This window comes from Actinotalea fermentans (assembly GCF_007991475.1).
GTDB classification, from domain to species: domain Bacteria; phylum Actinomycetota; class Actinomycetes; order Actinomycetales; family Cellulomonadaceae; genus Actinotalea; species Actinotalea fermentans.
Map to the genome: position 1 here is coordinate 89,364 of NZ_BJYK01000009.1, position 19,853 is coordinate 109,216.

Below are 19,853 nucleotides of genomic sequence, written 5' to 3' on the forward strand. Positions count from 1 at the left end.
GATGAACGACGAGGCGACCGCGCGCGCCGACAGGGCGCTCGGGGCGTTGCTCGGCCTGGCGGTCGGCGACGCCCTCGGCATGCCGACCCAGCTGCTGTCGCGGGACGCCGTCGTCGCCGGCTACGGGCCCGTGCTCGCCGGCTTCACCCCCGCCCCGGCCGACCACCCGATCGCCGCTGGCCTGCCCGCCGGCACCGTCACCGACGACACCGAGCAGGCGGTGCTGCTGGCGCGCCTGCTGGTCGACGGCGGCGGCCGGGTGGACCCCGCGGAGCTCGCCCGGCGGCTGGTCGCCTGGGAGGACGCGATGCGGGCGCGCGGCTCGCTCGACCTGCTCGGGCCGTCCACGAAGCGGGCGCTCGCCGACCTCCTCGCCGGCGCCGACCCCGACGACGTCGGCCGGTACGGGGACACCAACGGCGCGGCCATGCGCGTGACGCCCGTCGGCGTGGCGACCCCCCTGGACGGCCCCGGCGGCCCGTCCGCGCTGGTCGACGCCGTCGTCGCCGCCAGCCGCCTCACCCACCACACCTCGGTGGCCCTGGCCGGGGCGGCCGCCGTCGCCGCCGCGGTCTCCGCCGGGATCGACGGAGCCGACGTCCGCGCGGCGACGCACGCCGCCGTCGACGCCGCGACGCAGGCCGCCCGGCGCGGCCGCTGGGTGGCCGCCGCCGACGTCGCCACGCGGATCCGGTGGGCCGTCGGCACCGTCGCGGGCCGCACCGACGCCGAGGCGTGCGACCTGGTGTTCCGCCTGGTCGGCACCAGCCTGGCCACCCAGGAGTCCGTGCCGGCCGCGTTCGCGCTCGCCAGCCTGCATCCCGACGACCCGTGGCGCGTGTGCCGCGTGGCGGCGTCCGTCGGCGGCGACTGCGACACGATCGCCGCCATGGCGGGTGCCGTCGCGGGCGCGTGCGCGGGGGCCGCCGCCTTCCCGCCCGACGCGCGGGCGACCGTCGAGTCCGTCAACGGCCTCGACCTGGCCGGCCTCGCGCGGGACCTGCTCGTCCTGCGGGGTGTCGCATGAGCCGCGCGCCGCACGGACCGCAGCTCGTCCACCTGGGCAACGCCGTCGTCGACCTGGTCGTGACGGTCCCCCACCTGCCGGAGCGCGGCGGCGACGTGTTCGCCTACGGCGCCACGGCGCACGTCGGCGGCGGGTTCAACGTCATGGCGGCGGCCGCCCGGCACGACCTGCCGGTCGCCTACGCCGGGATGCACGGGACCGGCCAGTACGCCGAGCTGGCCCGCGCCGCCCTGCGCGACGAGGGCATCACGGTGCTCCAGCCGCCGGTGCCCGAGATCGACACCGGCGTCGTCCTGGCGTTCGTCGACGCGACCGGCGAGCGGACCTTCGTGACGCTCCCGGGAGCCGAGGCGCACCTGACGCCCGCCGCGCTGGCCCGCGTGCAGCTCCGGCCCGGGGACCTGCTCTACGTCACCGGCTACTCGCTCGCGCACGCGATCAACTGCGCCGCGCTCACCGCCTGGCTGCCGGGTGTCGACCCGCGGGTGACCGTCGTCGTCGACCCGGGACCGCTCGTCGCCTCCGTGCCCGGCGAGGCGCTCGCCGTCCTGCTCGACCGCGCGGACTGGGTGTCGGCCAACCTCGCCGAGGCGCGCGCCGTCACCGGGGACCCCGCGACGACGGCCGCGACGACGGTCGCGGCCCACCTGGCCGAGCGTGCGGGCCGGCGCGGCGTCCTCGTGCGCACCGGCGCGGACGGGTGCGTCCTGGTCGAGCGGGACGGCGAGCCGCTGACCGTGCCACCGGTGCCGGTGACCGTCGTGGACCTCAACGGCGCGGGGGACGCGCACACCGGCGTCTTCCTGGCGGAGCTCGCCCGCGGGGCGACCGCCCGGGACGCCGCCGCACGCGCGAACGGTGGCGCCGCGCTCGCCGTCACGCGCCCCGGCCCCGCGACGGGCCCGACCCGCCGCGAGCTGGACGCGTTCCTCGACCCCGGCTGCGGCGCCCGCCTCCCGGCCCACCGCGCCTGACGGCCGGCCGGGCACCGGCGTCGCTCAGAGCGCGTACTCCACGACCAGCGGCGCGTGGTCGCTCCACCGCGCGTCGTACGACGGCGCACGGTCCACCTCTGCGCGCACCGCCGCCGGGGCGAGGGCGGGCGAGGCGATCTGGTAGTCGATGCGCCACCCGGCGTCGTTGTCGAAGGCCTTCCCGCGCCACGACCACCAGGTGTACGGACCCGGGCCGTCGCCCCCGAGCCGCCGGCCCAGGTCCACCCAGCCGAGCTCGTCGAACCACGTGTCCAGGTAGGCGCGCTCGGCCGGCAGGCACCCGGCGGCCTTGAGGTTGCCCTTCCAGTTCTTCAGGTCGACGCTGCGGTGGGCGATGTTCACGTCCCCGGCGACGACGGCGCGGTGCCCGTCCGCGCCGAGCTCGCGCATCCGCGCGGTGACCAGCTCGAGGAAGGCGTACTTCTCCGCCATCGACGGGGTGTCGAGCGTGCCGCTGTGCACGTACGTCGAGACCACGGTGAGCGCGCCGCCGTCGGCCAGCTCCAGGTCCGCCTCCACCCAGCGGCCGGTGTTCGTCGGCACGCCGTCGGGCCCGAGGCCGACGCGCACCGCGCTGAGCGGCAGCCGGGACGCGACGGCGACGCCCGCCCGCCCCTTGGCCTCCGCCTCCGCGTGCGCGAGGTGCCACACCGCGGGGTCCAGGTGGTCGCGCAGGTGCTCCTCCCCCGCCCGGGTCTCCTGGAGCAGCAGCACGTCGGGCTGCCGGGCGTCGAGCCATGCCCCCATCCCCCGACGGAAGGCGGCCCGGATCCCGTTGACGTTGGCGGTGGCGATCAGCACCCGGAGATTCTCCCCGACCGCGGGACCTCGATCGTTCAGCGCGAGACGCGCTTGGCGTCGTACATCGCGGCGTCGGCCTCGCGGAGCAGCACCTCGGGGTCGGTGCCCGTGGCCGCGGTCGCGCACCCCACGCTGGCGCTCAGCGGCACGACGACGTCGCCCGCCCGCCGCAGCGGCGCGCGGACCGCGGCGGCCACCCGCTGCGCGACGATGGCGGCGGCCTTCGCGTCCGCGCCCGGCAGCAGGACGGCGAACTCGTCACCGCCGAGCCGACCGCACGTGTCGCCCGGTCGCGACGCCCGCCGCAGGCGCGTGGCGACCTCGCGGAGCACCTGGTCGCCGGCCTGGTGACCGAGGCGGTCGTTGATCTCCTTGAACGCGTCCATGTCGACGAACAGCACGCTCACGTGCGCGAGCGAGCCGTCCGCGAGCGCCCCCCCGAGGGCGGTGGTGAAGGCCGACCGGTTGGCCAGGCCCGTGAGGGCGTCGGTGGTGGCGCGCTCGGTCAGGGCGTCGTGCGCCTCCGCGACGGCGTAGGCCAGGGCCATGTGGTTGGCGAGGTTCCGCAGGGCACGGATCAACGACGACGGCACCGCGCCGGGAGCGCCGACGAGGAGCCAGCTGCGCGCGCCGAGCCGGGGCACCACGGGCAGCGACAGGGCGACCCAGACGCACCGGGCGCCCGCCGCCGCGTCGAGCAGCCGCGCGTCGGCGACCGGGCGCGCGGCCGAGGCCCGCTCCCGCGGCCGGTCGCCCGCCGGGACGTCGCCCACCAGGGCGAGGGGCAGGCGCTCGGGCGGCGCGACCCAGTCGCCGTGCCGGACGTCGATGACCAGGTGCTGCCCGTCCGCGTCCGCCTTCGCGATGCGCAGCCCGGGCACCGCCTGGCAGAACCCCCGGTCGGCCTCGGCGGCGACCTCGCGGATCGCCGCGCAGTCCGTGAGGCCGAGCAGCTGCTCGATGGCGGCGGCGTAGACCGCCCCGACGGCGTCGCGCACCTGGCGCTCGAGGAACATCCAGGCCAGCCGGCGCGCGACGACGACGGTCAGGAAGAGCATCGGGACGGTGGCGAGGAACTGCAGGCCCTCCGTCGTCGAGACGTGGTCGCCGACGTGCGGCCACAACGCCAGCGCCAGCGCCAGCGCCGCGGAGTACGCGACCGGGCGCAGGTAGGCGCGGGTCGCGGTCCCCTCCAGCGAGCGGAACCACAGGGCCGAGACGAGCGCCGCGACGATGCTCGACGGCACGTCGCTGGCGAGCGCGATCGCGAACACGGCGATCGTGTCCGCGACGTCCGCGCCGACGCTCGTCCGGCCGCGCAGGTAGCCGAAGGTCCACGAGGTCGCGAGCACCCCGCTGCCGAGCAGCACCGCGCCGGCCTCCACGAGGTTCGCCGTCAGGAGCGGCACCGGCAGCGTGACCGCCAGGGAGAGCAGGGCGAGCCGCGCGAACAACCAGCGCGTGGCCGGGAAGACGCCGGACGGCCTGCCCAGGGACGTGCGCAGGCGACCCGGCACGCTCGTCGGCGGGTCGGTTGCGGGGCTGCTCGTGGGGGCGGCGAGCGTCACTCGGGTCCTTCGGTTCGGCGCAGCGGCTGGGGGTCCGCCGGCCCGCATAGCGTGGGGGAAGACGAATGTAACCCGCACCCTCCCGTGTCAAATCGGCACGAGCGGGTGAATGTGCACCCGCCCGGGCCGCCCGTCAGGCGGGCGCGGACACGCCCTCGTACGCCGCCCGGATGGCGCCGATGTCGAGCTTGACCTGCCGCATCATCGCGTCCATCGCGCGCTGCCCGGCCTCGCCGGGTGCGAAGACCAGGTCGTCCAGGCCCTTCGGGACGACCTGCCAGGCCACGCCGAAGCGGTCCCGCAGCCAGCCGCACTGGCTGGGCTCGCCGCCGTCGGCCAGCAGCGCCTCCCAGTACTTGTCGACCTCAGCCTGGTCCTCGCACTCGAGGAAGAACGAGAACGCCTCGTCCAGCGTGAAGGACGGTCCGGCGTTGAGCGCCGTGACGCGGTGGCCGTCGAGCTCGAGCTCGACGACGAACACGGTGCCCTCCGCGACGTCGGGAACTCCCGCGGGCGCGCGGCGGACCGCCAGGATCCGCGAGTTGGGCACGATCGAGGTCCAGAACCTCGCGGCGTCCTCGGCCTGGTCGTCGAACCAGAGGTGCGTGTGCACGGACATGGCGGTCTCCCTCGGTGGTCGGGCACTGTCGAAGGTGCAGACCACCCGGCCCGTGCGGACTCATCTGCCGTCGAGTGGAACGAACGTGGAGCAGGACGTTCCACTCGAGGGCAGATCACGACAGGTTCGTTCCACTCCGAGGGGGGTGGATCGCTGGGAGCCCGTCAGAGGCTCGCCTCGGCGGCCTCGACCACGTTGGCCAGGAGCATGGCGCGCGTCATCGGGCCGACCCCACCCGGGTTGGGCGAGAGCCAGCCGGCCACGTCGCGGACGGCGGGGTCGACGTCGCCCACCAGGCGCGTGCGGCCGGTCTCCTCGTCGACCTGCCGCGAGACGCCGACGTCGAGCACGATGGCGCCCGGGGCGACGTCCTGGGCGCGCACGATGCCGGGCACGCCCGCCGCGGCGACGATGACGTCCGCCGTCCGCAGGTGCGCGTCCAGGTCGCGGGTGCCGGTGTGCGTGAGCGTCACCGTCGCGTTGTGCTCGCGCCGCGTGAGGAGCAGCCCGATGGACCGCCCCACCGTGGTCCCCCGCCCGACGACGACGACGTGCTTGCCCGCCACGGACAGCCCGTACCGCGCCAGCAGCTCGAGGCAGCCGCGCGGCGTGCACGGCAGCGGCGAGGTGAGCGGCTCGCTCACCCGCAGCACCAGGCGGCCGAGGTTCGTCGGGTGCAGGCCGTCGGCGTCCTTGGCCGGGTCGATGCGCTCGAGCAGCGGCCCCGGGTCGATGCCCTTCGGCAGCGGCAGCTGGACGATGTAGCCGGTGCAGCGCGGGTCGGCGTTCAGCCGGTCGATCGCGGCCTCGACGTCGGCGGTGGTCGCGTCCGCGGGCAGGTCCTCGCGGATCGAGTCGATGCCGACCTCGGCGCAGTCGCGGTGCTTGCCCGCGACGTAGGCGTGCGAGCCCGGGTCGTCGCCGACGAGGATCGTGCCCAGCCCGCAGGCGACGCCGCGCTCCCGCAGCGCCGCCACCCGGACCGCGAGCTCGCCCTTGATCGCCGCGGCGACGGCCTTGCCGTCGAGCAGCTGGGCGGTCACTGCTGCAGGCCCGGGTACAGCGGGAAGTCCGCCGTGAGCCTGCCGACCCGCGCGCGCAGCGCGGCGACGTCGGCCGCCTGGCCGTCCACGAGGGCCGTCGCGATGATGTCGGCGACCTCGCGGAACTCGGCTTCGCCGAAGCCGCGCGTCGCAAGCGCCGGCGTGCCGATCCGCAGGCCGGACGTCACGCGCGGCGGGCGCGGGTCGAACGGCACGGCGTTGCGGTTCACGGTGATGCCGGCCGCGTGCAGGAGGTCCTCGGCCTGCTGGCCGTCGAGCGGCGACTCGCGCAGGTCCACGAGCACCAGGTGCACGTCAGTGCCGCCGGTGAGCACGGAGACGCCGGCGCCGGCGACGTCGGGGGCAGACAGGCGCTCGGCGAGGATCTGGGCGCCGTCGAGCGTGCGCTGCTGGCGGGCGCGGAACTCCTCGGTCGCGGCGATCTTGAAGGCCGTCGCCTTGGCCGCGACGACGTGCATGAGCGGGCCGCCCTGCTGGCCCGGGAACACCGCGGAGTCGATCTTCTTGGCGTGCTCCTCCTTGCTCAGGATGAAGCCGGAGCGCGGGCCGCCGATGGTCTTGTGCACGGTCGAGGAGACGACGTCGGCGTGCGGCACGGGCGACGGGTGCAGGCCCGCGGCGACGAGGCCGGCGAAGTGCGCCATGTCGACCCAGAGCGCGGCGCCCACCTCGCGCGCGATCTCGGCGAACGCGGCGAAGTCGAGGTGCCGCGGGTAGGCGGACCAGCCGGCGATGATGACGCGCGGCCGGCGCTCGACGGCCGTGGCGCGCACGACGTCCATGTCCACCCGGAACGTGGTCGGGTCCACCTGGTAGGAGGCGACGTCGTACAGCCGGCCCGAGAAGTTGATCTTCATGCCGTGCGTGAGGTGGCCGCCGTGCGCCAGCTCGAGGCCGAGGATCGTGTCGCCGGGCGTGGCGAGCGCGTGCAGGACGGCGGCGTTCGCCTGGGCGCCCGCGTGCGGCTGGACGTTGGCGTGCTCCGCGCCGAAGAGGGCCTTGGCGCGGGCGATCGCGAGGTTCTCGGCGACGTCGACGTACTCGCAGCCGCCGTAGTACCGCTTGCCCGGGTAGCCCTCGGCGTACTTGTTCGTGAGCACGGAGCCCTGCGCCTGGAGGACGGCGCGCGGCACGAAGTTCTCGCTCGCGATCATCTCGAGCGTCTCGCGCTGGCGGCCGAGCTCGAGCTCGAGGACCTCGGCGATCTCGGGGTCGACCTCGGCGAGCGGCGCGTCGAGCACGCGCTCGCGGGACGAGTGGGCGGAGTCGGGGGTGGCGGTCATCGTTCTCCTCGGTCAGCAGTGCGAGCCGGGGCGCGCACGTGGTGGGCGACCCGGGGCCCAGGCGTACGACCCCTCGTCAGCTGCTGCGTCGCTCCCCGGTGGTTCCCCACCTGATCTGTCCGCCAGTCGCGACCCGGCCCAGCCTAGCAAGCCGCCGCCCGGCGATGCCGCCGCATATCCGGCACCTGGCAGCCGACGGCGAGCGGCGCCGTCGGGCGGCGAGGGCTGCGCTCAGCCCTGGGTCGGCAGGGTGCCGCCTGCACCGAGGATGCGGCGCAGGTAGGCGTACGTGAGGTCGCCGAGCGCCTCGTTCTCGCCCTCGTACGCGTCGGCGAGGTTGTGCACGGCGTCGCGCGCGGTGAACACCCAGACCTCGGAGGTCTCCGGGGGCAGGTAGGGCGGGATCGCCAGCAGCAGCTGCGTGCCGATGCCCTTGCCCTGCATGTCCGGCACGACGACGAGCCGGCCCAGCGTCGCCTTGGTGCCCTCGACCTCGACGCGGATGGACCCGACCATCCGGTGAGCCACCCACGCGGCGAGCGTGACGACGTCCGTGCGCGCCAGGTCCGCGCGCAGCTCGTCGAGCGTCTGCGTGAGCGGGGGGATGAAGGGGTCGCCGTACTCCTGGGCCTCGGCCACGAATGCGGCGCGGCGCAGCGTCAGCAGCTCGCCGGCCTCGTCGCTGTCGACGACGTCGATCCTCACCTCGGGCGCATCCATGCCGGACATCGTGGCACGTGCGGAGCGTCACCCGCGCGAGTGGAGCGTTCGCGCCGCGTGTGGAGCGTTCCCGACCGACACGCCCGCGCGTCGCGTCGGGAACGCTCCACACGGGTGGGCGGGGTCAGGGCTCGCGCGGGACGTAGTCGATGCCGAGCGTGTGCACGACGGCGTGCAGCTCGGCCTCGAAGTAGGGCTCGACGTCGGCGAACATGAACTCCAGCTGCCCGAGGGCCTCGAGCGCGATCACCGAGTACAGGCGCACCCAGGCGTGCGCGAAGACCCAGACGGCGCCGTCGGGCACGTCGACCGTGATGAGGCGCCGCAGGGCGGCGAGCTGCTCGACGACGTCGCGGGGCAGGTGCTCCTCGTCGGGCAGCTCGATCGGCTGCTGCTCGGCCCAGAGGTCGACGAACAGGTCCAGGAAGAGGCGCGCGAAGGACTGGCTGTGGCTGCAGTCGTCGGTCCACTCGGCCTGCTCCGCGCCGGCGAACGCGACAGGCCCGGGACCCTTCGAGCGGAAGATCAGGCCGAACTCCGCCGGGTTCGCGACGGCCCAGTCCCGGAAGGCCCGGATCGCCACGTGCACGCGCGTCGCCAGGTCGCGACCGGCCCCGGCCATCCGCGCGTCGATCGCCTCGGCGACCTCGTGGACGAAGTCGTGGCACATCTCCTGCGTGAGGGCCTCGAGGCTCTCGAAGTAGCGGTAGAGGGCGGGCGCCGTCATGCCCATCTCACGCGCGATGCCGCGCAGGCTCAGCTCGGCCCCTTCGGAGGCGACGAGCTGGCGCCGGGCGACCTCCTTGATCTCCGCCTCGGTCGCGGCGCGCTGACGGTCCCGGCGCGACTCCGTCGTCGTCGTCATGACCCCTCCTCCGGTGCTGGGCGACCACCACCATGCGAGAACACCGTTGACACCCGCTAACAGTATGTGCTCGGGTATACACCGTTAGCAAACACCGTTAACGAATGCGTACGGCGTTCGCCGTGGCAATCGCCTGTCACGCAAGAGTACCCGGAGGCGTCACATGTTCAGCCGACTCGGCCGCCTGGCCCACACCCGCAGGCGCCTCGTCATCGGCGCGGCAGCGCTGCTCGCCGTCGTCGCCGCGATCGTCGGCCCCGGCGTCGCCGACGAGGTCAGCGAGGGCGGCTTCACCGACCCGCAGGCCGAGTCGACCAAGGCCGCCGTCGCCCTCGAGGCCGCGTTCGGGCGCGAGCCGGGCGACGTCGTCGTGCTGTGGCGGCACCCGACCCTCACCCCCGCCGACCCGGCCTACGCGGCGCAGCTGCGCACCGTGCTCGCCGACCTGCCCGCGGCCGACGTGACCGCCGTCCTCAGCCCGTGGACCCCCGGCCTGCCCGACGCCGCCCGCGCCGGTCTCGTCGGCACGGACGGGCGCACCACGATGGCCGCCATCGCTCTCGCCGGCGCCGACGACGAGGAGCGCGCCGCCGCGTACGAGCGGATCCGCGACGACCTGCGCGCCCCCGAGCCGTGGGAGACGCACCTCGCCGGCCAGCGGCCCGCGTTCGCCGAGCTCACCCAGCGCACCGAGCAGGACATCGCCCGTGCCGAGATGCTCGCCATGCCGATCGTGCTCGTGCTGCTCGTGCTCATCTTCGGCAGCCTCACCGCCGCGGCCCTGCCGGTCGCCATCGGCGGCATCGCGATCGTCGGCGCCATGCTCGTGCTGCGGGCCGTCGCCGCCGTCACCGAGATCTCCACGTTCGCGCTCAACGTCACGACGATCCTCGGCCTGGGCCTGGCGATCGACTACTCGCTGTTCATGGTCAGCCGGTTCCGCGAGGAGATCCGGCGCACCGACGACGTCGGGGCGGCGGTGCGCACGACCGTCGCCACCGCGGGCCGCACCGTCGCGTTCTCCGGCCTCACCGTCGCCATCGCGTTCATCGGGCTGCTGTTCTTCCCGCAGATGTTCATGCGCTCGATGGGCCTGGGCGGCATCGCCGTCGTGCTCGTGGACGTCACGCTCTCGCTCACCCTGCTGCCGGCGCTGCTCGCCTGGCTCGGCCCGCGCGTCGACGCCGGACGCCTCCCCCGCTCGCTCACCGAGCGCGTGCGTGGCCTGCGCCGCCGGCGCACCGCGGGCACGCCCGGGCCCGACGGCGGCTGGGCGCGCCTGGCCCGCGGCGTCCTGCGCCGGCCGGTCACGGTCGTCGTCGCCGCCACCGCGGGCCTCGGCCTCCTCGCCACCCCCGCGCTCGACCTGGTCGCCGGCGAGACGGACGTGCGGGACCTGCCCGCGTCGTCGGCCACGCGCCAGGACGCCGACCTGTTCACCGAGCAGTTCCCCGCGGCCGCCGCGACGACCGTCGACGTCGTGCTGACGGGGTCCGTGAGCGACGGCGGGCTGCGCGACGCGGTCGCCGCGATGGCCGCGCTGCCGCACGCCGGCACCGCGCGCGTCGTCGGGCAGACGGGCGACGGCGCGGCCACGGTGACCCACGTCGAGATCACCACCCCGGGCGACACCGACGACGCCACGACCCGCGACCTCGTCCACAGCCTGCGCGCCATGGCCGACGACGGCCGGCTGCCCGGCGTCGGGCCGGATGTGACGGCCCTGGTCGGCGGCGCGGCGAGCGCCGGCATCGACGCGGTCGCCGCGATCACGCGGGTGCTGCCGTGGACGCTGCTCTTCGTGGCCGGGGTGACGATGGTGCTGCTCTTCGCGGCGCTCGGCTCGGTGGTGCTGCCGCTCAAGGCGGTGCTGATGAACGCGCTGTCCCTGGGCGCGACCGTCGGCCTGGTGACGTGGGGCTTCGTGCAGGGCCACCTGTCCGGCGCGCTCGACTTCACCACCACCGGGCGCGTCGAGGCGGCGAACCTCGTGCTCATCGGGCTCATCGCCCTGGGCCTGGCCATGGACTACGAGCTGTTCCTGCTCAGCCGCATCCGCGAGGAGCACCGGCGCGGCACCGACGAGGCCACCTCGATCGCGCTCGGCCTGCAGCGGTCCGGCCGGACCATCACGTCCGCCGCGCTCCTGCTGGTCGTGGTGCTGGCGGCGATGGCGACCAGCGGCGTCACCTTCCTCAAGGTGATCGGCGTCGGGCTCGCGCTGGCCGTGGCGCTCGACGCGACGGTGGTCCGCGCGCTGCTGGTCCCGGCGACGATGCGGCTACTCGGCCGCGCGAACTGGTGGCTGCCCGCGCCGCTCGCCCGCCTGCAGGCCCGCCTGGGCCTGGACGAGGGCGCACCGGAGGACGACGGCGCGCCGGCCGGGACGCCATCGGGCAGCGAGCGGGAGCTGGTCGCCACCCGCTGACGCGCGGCATCACGACTACCCTCAGCGCTCGTGGAGACCCAGCACGCCGACCAGCCCCCGACGGATCCGAGCCGCTCCCCCGCGCCCACGCACTGGGTGCTGAGCCTGTCCTGCCCGGACCGGCCCGGCATCGTGCACGCGGTCGCCGGGCTGCTGGCCGAGCACGGCGGCAACATCACCGAGTCCCAGCAGTTCGGGGACCAGGTGAGCGGGCTGTTCTTCATGCGGGTGCAGGTGGAGTCCGCGGCCTCGCGCGAGGAGCTCACGGCGGCGTTGGAGGCGCTCGCGCCGCGCTTCGAGATGGCGTGGCGGCTCGACGTCGTCGGGCGGCCCGTGCGGACGCTCGTGCTCGTCTCGCGCGCGGCCCACTGCCTGCACGACCTGCTGTTCCGCCAGCGCGAGGAGGGCCTGCCCGTCGAGATCGTCGGCGTCGTCGGCAACCACACGGACCTGGCCGGGCTCGCCGAGTTCTACGGGGTGCCGTTCCACCACATGCCCGTCACCCAGGCGACCAAGGCCGACGCCGAGGCGCGGCTGCTCACCCTGGTCCGCGAGCTGGACGTGGAGCTCGTGGTCCTCGCCCGCTACATGCAGATCCTGTCCGACGACCTGTGCCGGGCGCTCGAGGGCAAGGTCATCAACATCCACCACTCGTTCCTGCCGTCGTTCAAGGGCGCCCGCCCGTACGCCCAGGCGCACGACCGCGGGGTCAAGCTCATCGGCGCGACGGCGCACTACGTGACGGCGGACCTCGACGAGGGCCCGATCATCGAGCAGGACGTCGAGCGGGTGGACCACACCAAGAGCGTGGCGGACATGGTGCGGCTCGGTCAGGACGTCGAACGCCGCGCCCTGGCGCGGGCCGTGCGCTGGCACGCCGAGCACCGGATCCTGCTCAACGGCCACCGGACGATCGTGTTCCGCTGACCTTCCCAACCCGGTCGAGACCGTAGGAAAGAACTCTTTCGCAAGAACTCTTGCTAAAGGTTCGTTGCGCAACTAGTGTTGCGCACATGCCCGACGACGCACCCACCACCCCGGCGATCACCGACCCGTCGCGGATCCGCGCGCTCGCCCACCCGCTGCGCCTGGAGCTCCTCGACTTCCTCGGCGACGTCGGCGAGGCCACCGCGACGCAGTGCGCCGAGCACACCGGCGAGACCGTCGCGAACTGCTCGTTCCACCTCCGCACCCTCGCGAAGGCCGGCTTCATCGAGCCGGCGCCGAGCCGGGGGCGCGAGAAGCCCTGGCGCCCGGTGACGCGCAGCCGCACGCTCGACGTCGACCCGGCCGACCCGACCTCGTTCATCGCGATGTCCGAGCTGGTCGGGCTGGTGGTGACGCGCGAGGCCGACCGGGTGCGCTCCTTCATGGCCACCCATCCGGACCGGCCCGACGAGTGGCGCGACACGGTCAGCGTGACGACCTCGACGTTCTGGGCCACGGCCGACGAGATGCGCGAGCTCGTCGAGGCCGTCACCCACCTGACCGACCGCTTCGCCGGCCGCACCGCGGACCCCTCGCTCCGACCGGAGGGCGCACGCCTGGGTCGCCTGTTCGCGACCGTCAACCCCGACAGCTTCCCCGACGAGACGGGCCCCGAGCACGGGACCGCCGCCACCCACGAGACCACGGAGGACCGGCCATGACCACCATCGCCGTCGACGCCCGCACGTTCCGCCTGCGCATGCCCGTCCTCTGGCTCGGCCGCGTCCGCGGCAGCGTCGTCGTGCGCGTCACCGAGCAGGTGGAGCTGCACGTCGAGCGCCGCCAGGCCGGGCACCGGGCGCCGTCGGGCCGGGTGGCCGCCGCCCGCGCGGAGACGCACCTGGAGGAGCTGCGCACGGCAGCGCTCGCCCAGCGCCTCCCGGGCTTCTGACCGCCCAACACTCGAGTGGAACGAAACAGGAGCACAACGTTCCACTCGAGGAGAGTCACCAGCAGGTTCGTTCCACTCGAGGGGTGGGTCAGCGGCCGGGAACGCCCCTGGACCGCCGCGACACCGCATCAACAGTGACGGCCAGCGCCAGGACCACGCCCGTCACGATGTAGCGCAGCGAGCCGTCCGCCGTGAGCAACGTCAGACCGGACGAGATCGCGTGGATCACCGCGACGCCCAGAACGGCCGACCATGCGCTCCCGCGGCCGCCGAAGAGGCTGGTACCACCGATCACGGCTGCCGCGATCGCCGTGAGCGTCAGGTCCGCGCCGCCCGTGCTCTGGTTCGCCGCGGCGAACCGACCCGCGGAGAGGACCCCCGCCAGCGCCGCAAGTCCCGCGCAAGCCATGAAGGCCGCGATGTACACGCGCCGCACCGGGAAGCCGGCCAGACGGGCCGACTCCACGCTGCTGCCGATCGCACGCACCGAGCGCCCCCACTGGGTACGCCGCAGCACGATGTCGGTCGCCCACACCAGGCCGATGAACACAGCGACGATCGCACCGACGCCGCGCCCCCGGCTGAGGTACCAGACGGGCACCCCCAGGCCTGCGGCCAGCGCCGCGATCCGCGCCGCCGTCGCCCCGAGCGACGGGGCCGACAGCTCCGCGGCGATCCTGCGCCGCCGATCCACGAGGCGGCTGGTCGTGTACGCGAGAACCACCGCGACGACCAGCCCCGCCGAGAGCACGGGCGGGAGGAAGGTCTGCTGGGCGAAACGCACGAGGCCGGACTCGTAGGGCAGGTTGACGGAGGCCGTCGGCCCGAGCACCTGCGCCTGCAGACCGACGCCGACCATGAGTCCGGAGAGCGTGATGACGAAGCTCGGTACGCCGAGCCGGGCGAACATCCAGCCGTACCCGGCCCCGAGCGCGGTACCGACGGCCACCGCGACGAGCACCGCGACGATCAACGGCCAGCCCGCGCGGACGAAGCCGACGGTGACGACCGCCGCGGCGACGCCGCTGACGGCGCCCACGGACAGGTCGATCTGCCCGACCATGAGGACCAGCACGACGCCGAGCGTGAGGATGCCTGTCGTGGACGCCTGGAGCGCCAGGTTCACCAGGTTGTCCGCGGAGAGGTACGCGCCGTTCAGCGCCTGGAACACCAGGGCGATGAGCACGAGCGCGATGAGCACGGGTATCCGCCCGGGGTCCCGCTCGTCCCACGAACGCCACCGCCAGTCCGGCCGGTCCGCGACAGGAATGCCTCCGCGGTCGACCACAGGCACGGTCATGAGACCCCTCCTCTCCGACGGGTCGGGGCGATCCCCGTGATCGCGGCGATGATGTCCTCGTAGCTCGCGGTCTCCGCGTCGAAGTCGCCGTTGACCCGGCCGCGCCGCAGCACGACCACACGGTCGGCGACCGCTTGCACGTCCGCCATGTTCTGGCTCACGAGCACGACGCCGTAGCCCCGGTCCCGCACACGCTCGACGAGGTTGAGCACCTCCGCGGTCTGCGTGATGCCCAGGGCTGCCGTGGGTTCGTCCAGCACGAGGACGCGGGGCTCACCGAGGAGGGCCCGCGCCACCGCCACCGCCTGGCGCTGGCCGCCGGACAGTCCCGACACCGGTCCACGCACGGAGGTCACCCGCGCGGAGAGCTGGGCAAGGAGCCGGAGCGCCTCGCGCTCCATGGCGACCTCGTCGAGCACGGGTCCGCGCCGCAGCTCCTGGCCGAGGAACAGGTTCTCGACGACGTCGAGGTCCTCGCACAGGGCGAGGTCCTGGAACACCGTGGCGATCCCGAGCTGGCGCGCGAGGCCCGGCGAGCTGAGGCGAACCTCGCGGCCGTCGACCACCACCTCGCCGGCGTCGGGCACCAGGGCGCCCGCCATCACGCCGACGAGCGTCGACTTCCCGGCACCGTTGTCGCCGACGACCGCCACGACCTCGTGGGCCGACACGTCGAGGTCGACGTCGATGAGAGCCCGGACGGCGCCGAAGCTGTGGGTGATGCCGCGCAGAGACATCACGGGGGGACGTGTCATGAGCCCTCCTCGAGCAGCCCCAGGTCCTGGCAGGCCTGCCGATAGGCAGTGGTGCAGATCTCGTCGACGGTGAAGACCCCGCCGTCGATGATGACCGAGCGGACGCTGTCCTGCGTCACCTCGACCGGAGTGAGCAGGCGGGTCGGAACGCCCTCCACGAGCAGGTCCGCCGTCGGCTGCTCACCGCGAAGCAGACGGATCGCGAGCGCCGCGGCAAGGCGCGCCTGCTGGCCGATCCGCTTGTAGACGGTCATCAGCTGGTCGCCGGCGACGACCCGCTGGATCGCCGCCAGCTCGGCGTCCTGCCCGGTGACCGGTACGGCTGGATCCATCCCCGCAGCCCGCAGGGCAGAGATCGCGCCCGCCGCCGTGCCGTCGTTCGCGGCGTACACGCCCACGACGCGATCCCCGTACACCGTCAGCTGCGACTCCACCCACTGCTGAGATGCGTCGGGGCTCCAGTCGGGTGTGTCGTACTCCGCGAGGATCGTCAGCCCGCTGCCCCAGAGCGCCTCGCGGAGGCCCTTCTTGATCGTCGCGGCGTTGGAGTCGGTGGGAGCGCCGTGCACCGCCAGCAGCCCCTGGCCCGGGCCGACGTCGTCCTTGAGCGCCTCGGCGAGCGCTGCTCCCTGGATCTGCCCGACCCGACCGGCGTCGTAGGACACGAAGAAGTCGAGCGGCGCACCGGAGATGAACCGGTCGTAGGCGATGACGGCGGCGCCGCGCGCGGTGGCTGCCTCGACGATGGTCCGTGCAGCCACCGAGTCGACGGGGTCGAGCACGAGCACGTCTGCGCCCTGGCTGAGGGCCGACTCCGCCTGCTGCTGCTGACGCGCGGCGTCCTGCCCGGCGTTCGCGTAGATCAGGCGGCAGTCACGACAGTCCTGCGAGATCACGCTGGCGAACTCGGGGCGGTCGGTGGTCTCGTAGCGCGAGGTCTTCGACTCGGGGAGCAGGAAGGCGATGACGTCCTCGTTGGACTGCGGCGACGCGGCGGGCGCGCACGCCGCGAGCACCAGCGCGCAGACGAGCAGCGAGGCGTGGATGGCCGCCGTCCGGCACCTCCGCCGTGCGTTCACCCGACACCCCCTGCGACGACGATGCGGGAAGCCTCGACCGAGAGCGCGACCGCGCCGCGCGCTTCAGCCTGCTCGCCCAGCGCTGCCGGCACGACGGGCACCGGCCCCGCGGTCCCGTGCAGCGCGCCTGCGGCGAGCTCCGCACGCAGCGGGTCGAGCAGGATCGCGCCGGCACGCGCCAGCTCACCACCGACCACGACGATCTCCGGATCCAGGAGGGTACAGACGACGGCGAGCTGGCGACCGAGGTGACGGCCGACCGCGGCGAGCGCGAGCGTGAGTCCGGCGTCGCCCTCGAGCGCCTGGGTGACGACGTCGCGCAGCGCCAGGTGGCCGCGATCGGCCTGGAGCGTGCCGAGCAGCGCGGTGGCGCCTGCCGTCGTCTCCAGGCAGCCCCGCTTCCCGCACCGGCAGGGTGCGCCGTCGGGGTCGACCACGATGTGCCCCAGCTCGCCCGCCGCGCCGCTGCGGCCGTGCACGAGGTGCCCGTCCACGATCAGGCCCAGGCCTAGCCCGTACGACGCCCGCAGGTAGACGAGGTTGCGGGTGCCGATCGCGGCGCCGATCCGGTGCTCGGCCAGGGCGCCCAGGTTCGCGTCGTTCTCCACGCGCACGGGCAGCCCCAGCCGCTCCCCCAGCACCTGGGGCACCGGCACCCAGTCCCACCCGCGCAGCACGCCCGACGCCGAGACCATGCCCGTCGTGGCGTCGACCGGCGCCGGGATGCCGACGCCGACGGCCAGCACCTCGGTCATGGAGGCGCCGAGCGAGTCGACCATCTCCTCGATGAGCTGGGCGACGCGGTCGAGGCCGCTGTCGGCCCGGTGGTCGGGCGGGAGGGGCAGCCGCTGCTCGGCGACGACGCGCTGCGTGACGTCGGCGAGGACCGCCCGCAGCGACCGCTCGGCGAAGTGCACGCCGGCCACCAGACCCAGGTTCCGGGCGAGGCTGACCATCTGCGCCCGTCGGCCGCTGCGCGACGTCGGCGCCGTGTTGAGGACCCCGGCGGCGGTCAGCTCCTTGACGATGTTCGAGATCGTCGCGGCCGACAGACCCGTGACGCCGACGAGCTCGACCTGCGTGATGGCACCGCGCTGCTGCACCGCGTCGATGATGCGGGCACGGTTCGCCTCACGCAGGGAGGTCTGGGAGCCAGGCGGCACCCGGTCCTTGGGCACGGCAGACAGTATCGCGTCCATTGTCTTCATTTGTTGACGCCAACGCCCGCCAGCCGCTTGGATGACGAGAGCCGGTTCCCGCACGCCCGCCGCGGCGACCACGGGACCGTGCGAGACGTTCGGCTGAGAGGCGTGCCGCGGCCCCGCCGTCACGACGGGGCCGCGTCTGCGCCCGCCGCGACCGCCGTCCCGCCGCGAGACGGACCCCCGCAGAAGGCGTCCGCATAGCGAGACGCGAAACTATCGCTTTGTCCGATTCTGCCCACGTTTCCAGCGTGTTTCAGGGCGGACATGGGCGACCGCATCCGTCGAGGCCGGGGCGCTGGGAGGGTTCCCACGCCTCAGCGCCGCCGACACGGTCGTCGTCGCCTTCGAAACTATCGATGCCCTTCGCGTCCATTGACGACGCCCGCGCCACAGCGCACGGTGTGCCGTGTCACAGGGTGTGACTCGGGCCACGGGGCGGTCGTCCGAAGGGCGCACGGCACCGGTCCGGAGCCGCGGCGCAGGAGGGCAGATGTCCGGACCGGTCGGAAGGGCGACGACGACGCCGTCGTCCGCCGCGCCGCCGGGACCTCCGGGGCCCTGATCGGGCCGGCCCCGCCACCGGGGCCGCGCGCCGGTGTCACCGGCGCACCGAGAGCACACGACGCACCACGACGCAGGGACGACTGCGGCGATCTCGCCCGCCGCGGTTCCGGCTGCGCGGGTCGTCCAACGTTGCAGAACGAGAGGGGGACGGGGGCAGCAGTGCCGCCGACGGTCAGGTCGGCGGAGCGACGGGGACCGAGCCGGTCCCGAGCCGGTCCGGGCAGACCGCCCGGTCACGGCCACCGATCAGAAGGGTTCTTCGATGAAGTCACCACGCATGTCCGGCCACGCGGGCGCACGTCGCGCCGTGCAGGCCATCGCAGCGGCGGGCGTCCTCACGCTCGCGGCCGCAGGTCTGCCGGCCGTCGCCGCAGGGTCCACTCTCGACACGGCCGCCGCCGAGAGCAACCGCTACTTCGGCACCGCCATCGCCGTCAGCCGGCTGAGCAGCGACTCGACCTACTCCACCATCGCCGCGCGCGAGTTCAACATGGTGACGGCCGAGAACGAGATGAAGATGGACGCCACTGAGCCCAACCAGGGCCAGTTCAACTACAGCAGCGGCGACCGTCTCGTCTCGTGGGCCCGGCAGAACGGGATGCAGGTGCGCGGTCACGCGCTGGCCTGGCACTCGCAGCAGCCCGGCTGGATGCAGAACATGTCCGGCACGGCCCTGCGCAACGCCATGCTGAACCACGTCACGCAGGTGGCCACGCACTTCAAGGGCCAGATCTACGCCTGGGACGTCGTCAACGAGGCGTTCGCCGACGGCAGCTCCGGCGCCCGTCGTGACTCCAACCTGCAGCGCACGGGCAACGACTGGATCGAGGCCGCGTTCCGCGCCGCCCGCGCCGCCGACCCGAACGCCAAGCTCTGCTACAACGACTACAACACCGACAACTGGAACCACGCCAAGACGCAGGCCGTGTACAACATGGTCAAGGACTTCAAGGCGCGCGGCGTGCCGATCGACTGCGTCGGCTTCCAGGCCCACTTCAACTCGGGCAACCCGGTGCCGTCGAACTACCACACCACCCTGCAGAACTTCGCCGACCTCGGCGTGGACGTGCAGATCACCGAGCTGGACATCGAGGGCTCGGGCAGCTCGCAGGCCGACCAGTACAAGGGCGTCATCCAGGCCTGCATGGCCGTCTCCCGCTGCACCGGCGTGACGGTCTGGGGCGTGCGCGACTCCGACTCGTGGCGTGCCAGCGGCACCCCGCTGCTGTTCGACAGCTACGGCAACAAGAAGGCCGCGTACACCTCGGTCCTGGGCCAGCTGAACTCGGGCCAGGGTGTGCGGGCCACGCCGGGCGGCATCTCCACCGACCCGACCGACCCCACGGACCCGACCGACCCGACGGACCCGACCGACCCCGGCCAGGGCACGACGAGCTGCTCGGCGACGTACTCCGAGGGCCAGAAGTGGAACGACCGGTTCAACGGCACGGTCACGATCCGCAACACCGGGACGGCGGCCATCTCCAGCTGGACCTCGAACGTCATCGTCCAGTACCCGCAGCGGATCATCGCCACCTGGAACGGCTCGCCGACGTGGCCCGACCAGTACCGCATGGTGATGCGGCCGCAGGGCAACGGCTACCTCGCGCCGGGTGCCTCGACCTCGTTCGGGTTCACCGTCCAGCACGGTGGCAACTGGACCTGGCCGTCGGTCAACTGCACGGTGGGCTGATCCCACCA

Annotated in this window: 18 protein-coding genes and 1 riboswitch; of the genes, 7 read left to right on the top strand and 11 right to left on the bottom strand. The window is 73.9% G+C overall.

The window, feature by feature from the left end:
* Window position 1: 1 nt before the first annotated feature.
* Together AFE02nite_RS12340 and AFE02nite_RS12345 are read left to right on the top strand one after the other, a co-directional pair.
* The gene (locus AFE02nite_RS12340; protein WP_146819751.1) at window positions 2–1,027 is read left to right on the top strand and encodes an ADP-ribosylglycohydrolase family protein; all 1,026 of its coding nucleotides are present in this window, start codon (window positions 2–4) and stop codon (window positions 1,025–1,027) included.
* Window positions 1,024–2,001 carry a PfkB family carbohydrate kinase gene (locus tag AFE02nite_RS12345; protein WP_146819752.1) on the top strand — a complete coding sequence of 326 codons (978 nt, stop codon included), beginning with the start codon at window positions 1,024–1,026 and terminating at the stop codon, window positions 1,999–2,001. The genes AFE02nite_RS12340 and AFE02nite_RS12345 overlap by 4 nt, the downstream gene beginning before the upstream one ends.
* A gap of 24 nt (window positions 2,002–2,025) precedes the next feature.
* Here AFE02nite_RS12345 and AFE02nite_RS12350 read toward each other — a convergent pair whose 3' ends face one another.
* From AFE02nite_RS12350 to AFE02nite_RS12380, 7 genes are all read right to left on the bottom strand, one after another.
* Complete coding sequence (locus tag AFE02nite_RS12350) at window positions 2,026–2,823, bottom strand: exodeoxyribonuclease III (protein ID WP_034249930.1); 798 nt, start codon at window positions 2,821–2,823, stop codon at window positions 2,026–2,028.
* A gap of 35 nt (window positions 2,824–2,858) precedes the next feature.
* Window positions 2,859–4,391, bottom strand: coding sequence for a GGDEF domain-containing protein (locus AFE02nite_RS12355; RefSeq protein WP_146819753.1), 1,533 nt, complete (start codon window positions 4,389–4,391; stop codon window positions 2,859–2,861).
* Window positions 4,392–4,524: 133 nt separating this feature from the next.
* A complete protein-coding gene (locus AFE02nite_RS12360; RefSeq protein ID WP_034247979.1) occupies window positions 4,525–5,010 on the bottom strand; it encodes a VOC family protein in 486 nt (161 codons plus the stop codon).
* Between the two features lie 164 nt (window positions 5,011–5,174).
* Window positions 5,175–6,053: a bifunctional methylenetetrahydrofolate dehydrogenase/methenyltetrahydrofolate cyclohydrolase gene (locus tag AFE02nite_RS12365; RefSeq protein WP_034247980.1), complete on the bottom strand. Its 879-nt coding sequence runs from the start codon at window positions 6,051–6,053 to the stop codon at window positions 5,175–5,177.
* Window positions 6,050–7,357: a serine hydroxymethyltransferase gene (gene glyA, locus AFE02nite_RS12370; protein ID WP_034247981.1), complete on the bottom strand. Its 1,308-nt coding sequence runs from the start codon at window positions 7,355–7,357 to the stop codon at window positions 6,050–6,052. Before glyA ends, AFE02nite_RS12365 begins: the two co-directional genes overlap by 4 nt.
* 48 nt (window positions 7,358–7,405) lie before the next feature.
* Window positions 7,406–7,497: riboswitch (ZMP/ZTP riboswitch) on the bottom strand.
* 91 nt (window positions 7,498–7,588) lie between these two features.
* Window positions 7,589–8,077 (bottom strand): GNAT family N-acetyltransferase, encoded by a 489-nt coding sequence (locus AFE02nite_RS12375; RefSeq protein ID WP_034247984.1) that lies wholly within the window; start codon window positions 8,075–8,077, stop codon window positions 7,589–7,591.
* Window positions 8,078–8,201: 124 nt separating this feature from the next.
* Window positions 8,202–8,942: a TetR/AcrR family transcriptional regulator gene (locus tag AFE02nite_RS12380; protein ID WP_034247985.1), complete on the bottom strand. Its 741-nt coding sequence runs from the start codon at window positions 8,940–8,942 to the stop codon at window positions 8,202–8,204.
* Between the two features lie 163 nt (window positions 8,943–9,105).
* Between AFE02nite_RS12380 and AFE02nite_RS12385 the strand changes: the two genes are divergently transcribed.
* The 4 genes from AFE02nite_RS12385 (at window position 9,106) to AFE02nite_RS12400 (ending at window position 13,249) form a co-directional block, all read left to right on the top strand.
* Window positions 9,106–11,370, top strand: coding sequence for an MMPL family transporter (locus AFE02nite_RS12385; protein WP_146819755.1), 2,265 nt, complete (start codon window positions 9,106–9,108; stop codon window positions 11,368–11,370).
* A gap of 30 nt (window positions 11,371–11,400) precedes the next feature.
* Window positions 11,401–12,297, top strand: coding sequence for a formyltetrahydrofolate deformylase (gene purU / locus AFE02nite_RS12390; protein WP_052113604.1), 897 nt, complete (start codon window positions 11,401–11,403; stop codon window positions 12,295–12,297).
* Window positions 12,298–12,383: 86 nt separating this feature from the next.
* Complete coding sequence (locus tag AFE02nite_RS12395; protein WP_052113605.1) at window positions 12,384–13,019, top strand: ArsR/SmtB family transcription factor; 636 nt, start codon at window positions 12,384–12,386, stop codon at window positions 13,017–13,019.
* Window positions 13,016–13,249: a hypothetical protein gene (locus AFE02nite_RS12400; RefSeq protein WP_034245361.1), complete on the top strand. Its 234-nt coding sequence runs from the start codon at window positions 13,016–13,018 to the stop codon at window positions 13,247–13,249. Before AFE02nite_RS12395 ends, AFE02nite_RS12400 begins: the two co-directional genes overlap by 4 nt.
* 88 nt (window positions 13,250–13,337) lie before the next feature.
* Here the strand turns inward: AFE02nite_RS12400 and AFE02nite_RS12405 are convergent, their stop codons facing one another.
* Genes AFE02nite_RS12405 through AFE02nite_RS12420 form a run of 4 tightly spaced genes read right to left on the bottom strand, consistent with a single transcriptional unit; the run spans window position 13,338 to window position 17,561 of the window.
* Window positions 13,338–14,549: a sugar ABC transporter permease gene (locus AFE02nite_RS12405; RefSeq protein WP_146819756.1), complete on the bottom strand. Its 1,212-nt coding sequence runs from the start codon at window positions 14,547–14,549 to the stop codon at window positions 13,338–13,340.
* On the bottom strand, window positions 14,546–15,304 hold the full coding sequence (locus tag AFE02nite_RS12410) for an ATP-binding cassette domain-containing protein (protein ID WP_034245363.1): 759 nt from the start codon (window positions 15,302–15,304) through the stop codon (window positions 14,546–14,548). Before AFE02nite_RS12410 ends, AFE02nite_RS12405 begins: the two co-directional genes overlap by 4 nt.
* The gene (locus tag AFE02nite_RS12415) at window positions 15,301–16,383 is read right to left on the bottom strand and encodes a substrate-binding domain-containing protein (RefSeq protein ID WP_052113607.1); all 1,083 of its coding nucleotides are present in this window, start codon (window positions 16,381–16,383) and stop codon (window positions 15,301–15,303) included. The genes AFE02nite_RS12410 and AFE02nite_RS12415 overlap by 4 nt, the downstream gene beginning before the upstream one ends.
* Window positions 16,380–17,561, bottom strand: a complete 1,182-nt coding sequence (locus tag AFE02nite_RS12420; RefSeq protein ID WP_034245366.1) for an ROK family transcriptional regulator — start codon at window positions 17,559–17,561, stop codon at window positions 16,380–16,382. Before AFE02nite_RS12420 ends, AFE02nite_RS12415 begins: the two co-directional genes overlap by 4 nt.
* Before the next feature lie 853 nt (window positions 17,562–18,414).
* Between AFE02nite_RS12420 and AFE02nite_RS12425 the strand changes: the two genes are divergently transcribed.
* Window positions 18,415–19,845 (top strand): endo-1,4-beta-xylanase, encoded by a 1,431-nt coding sequence (locus AFE02nite_RS12425; protein ID WP_034245368.1) that lies wholly within the window; start codon window positions 18,415–18,417, stop codon window positions 19,843–19,845.
* The last annotated feature ends 8 nt before the right edge of the window (window positions 19,846–19,853 follow it).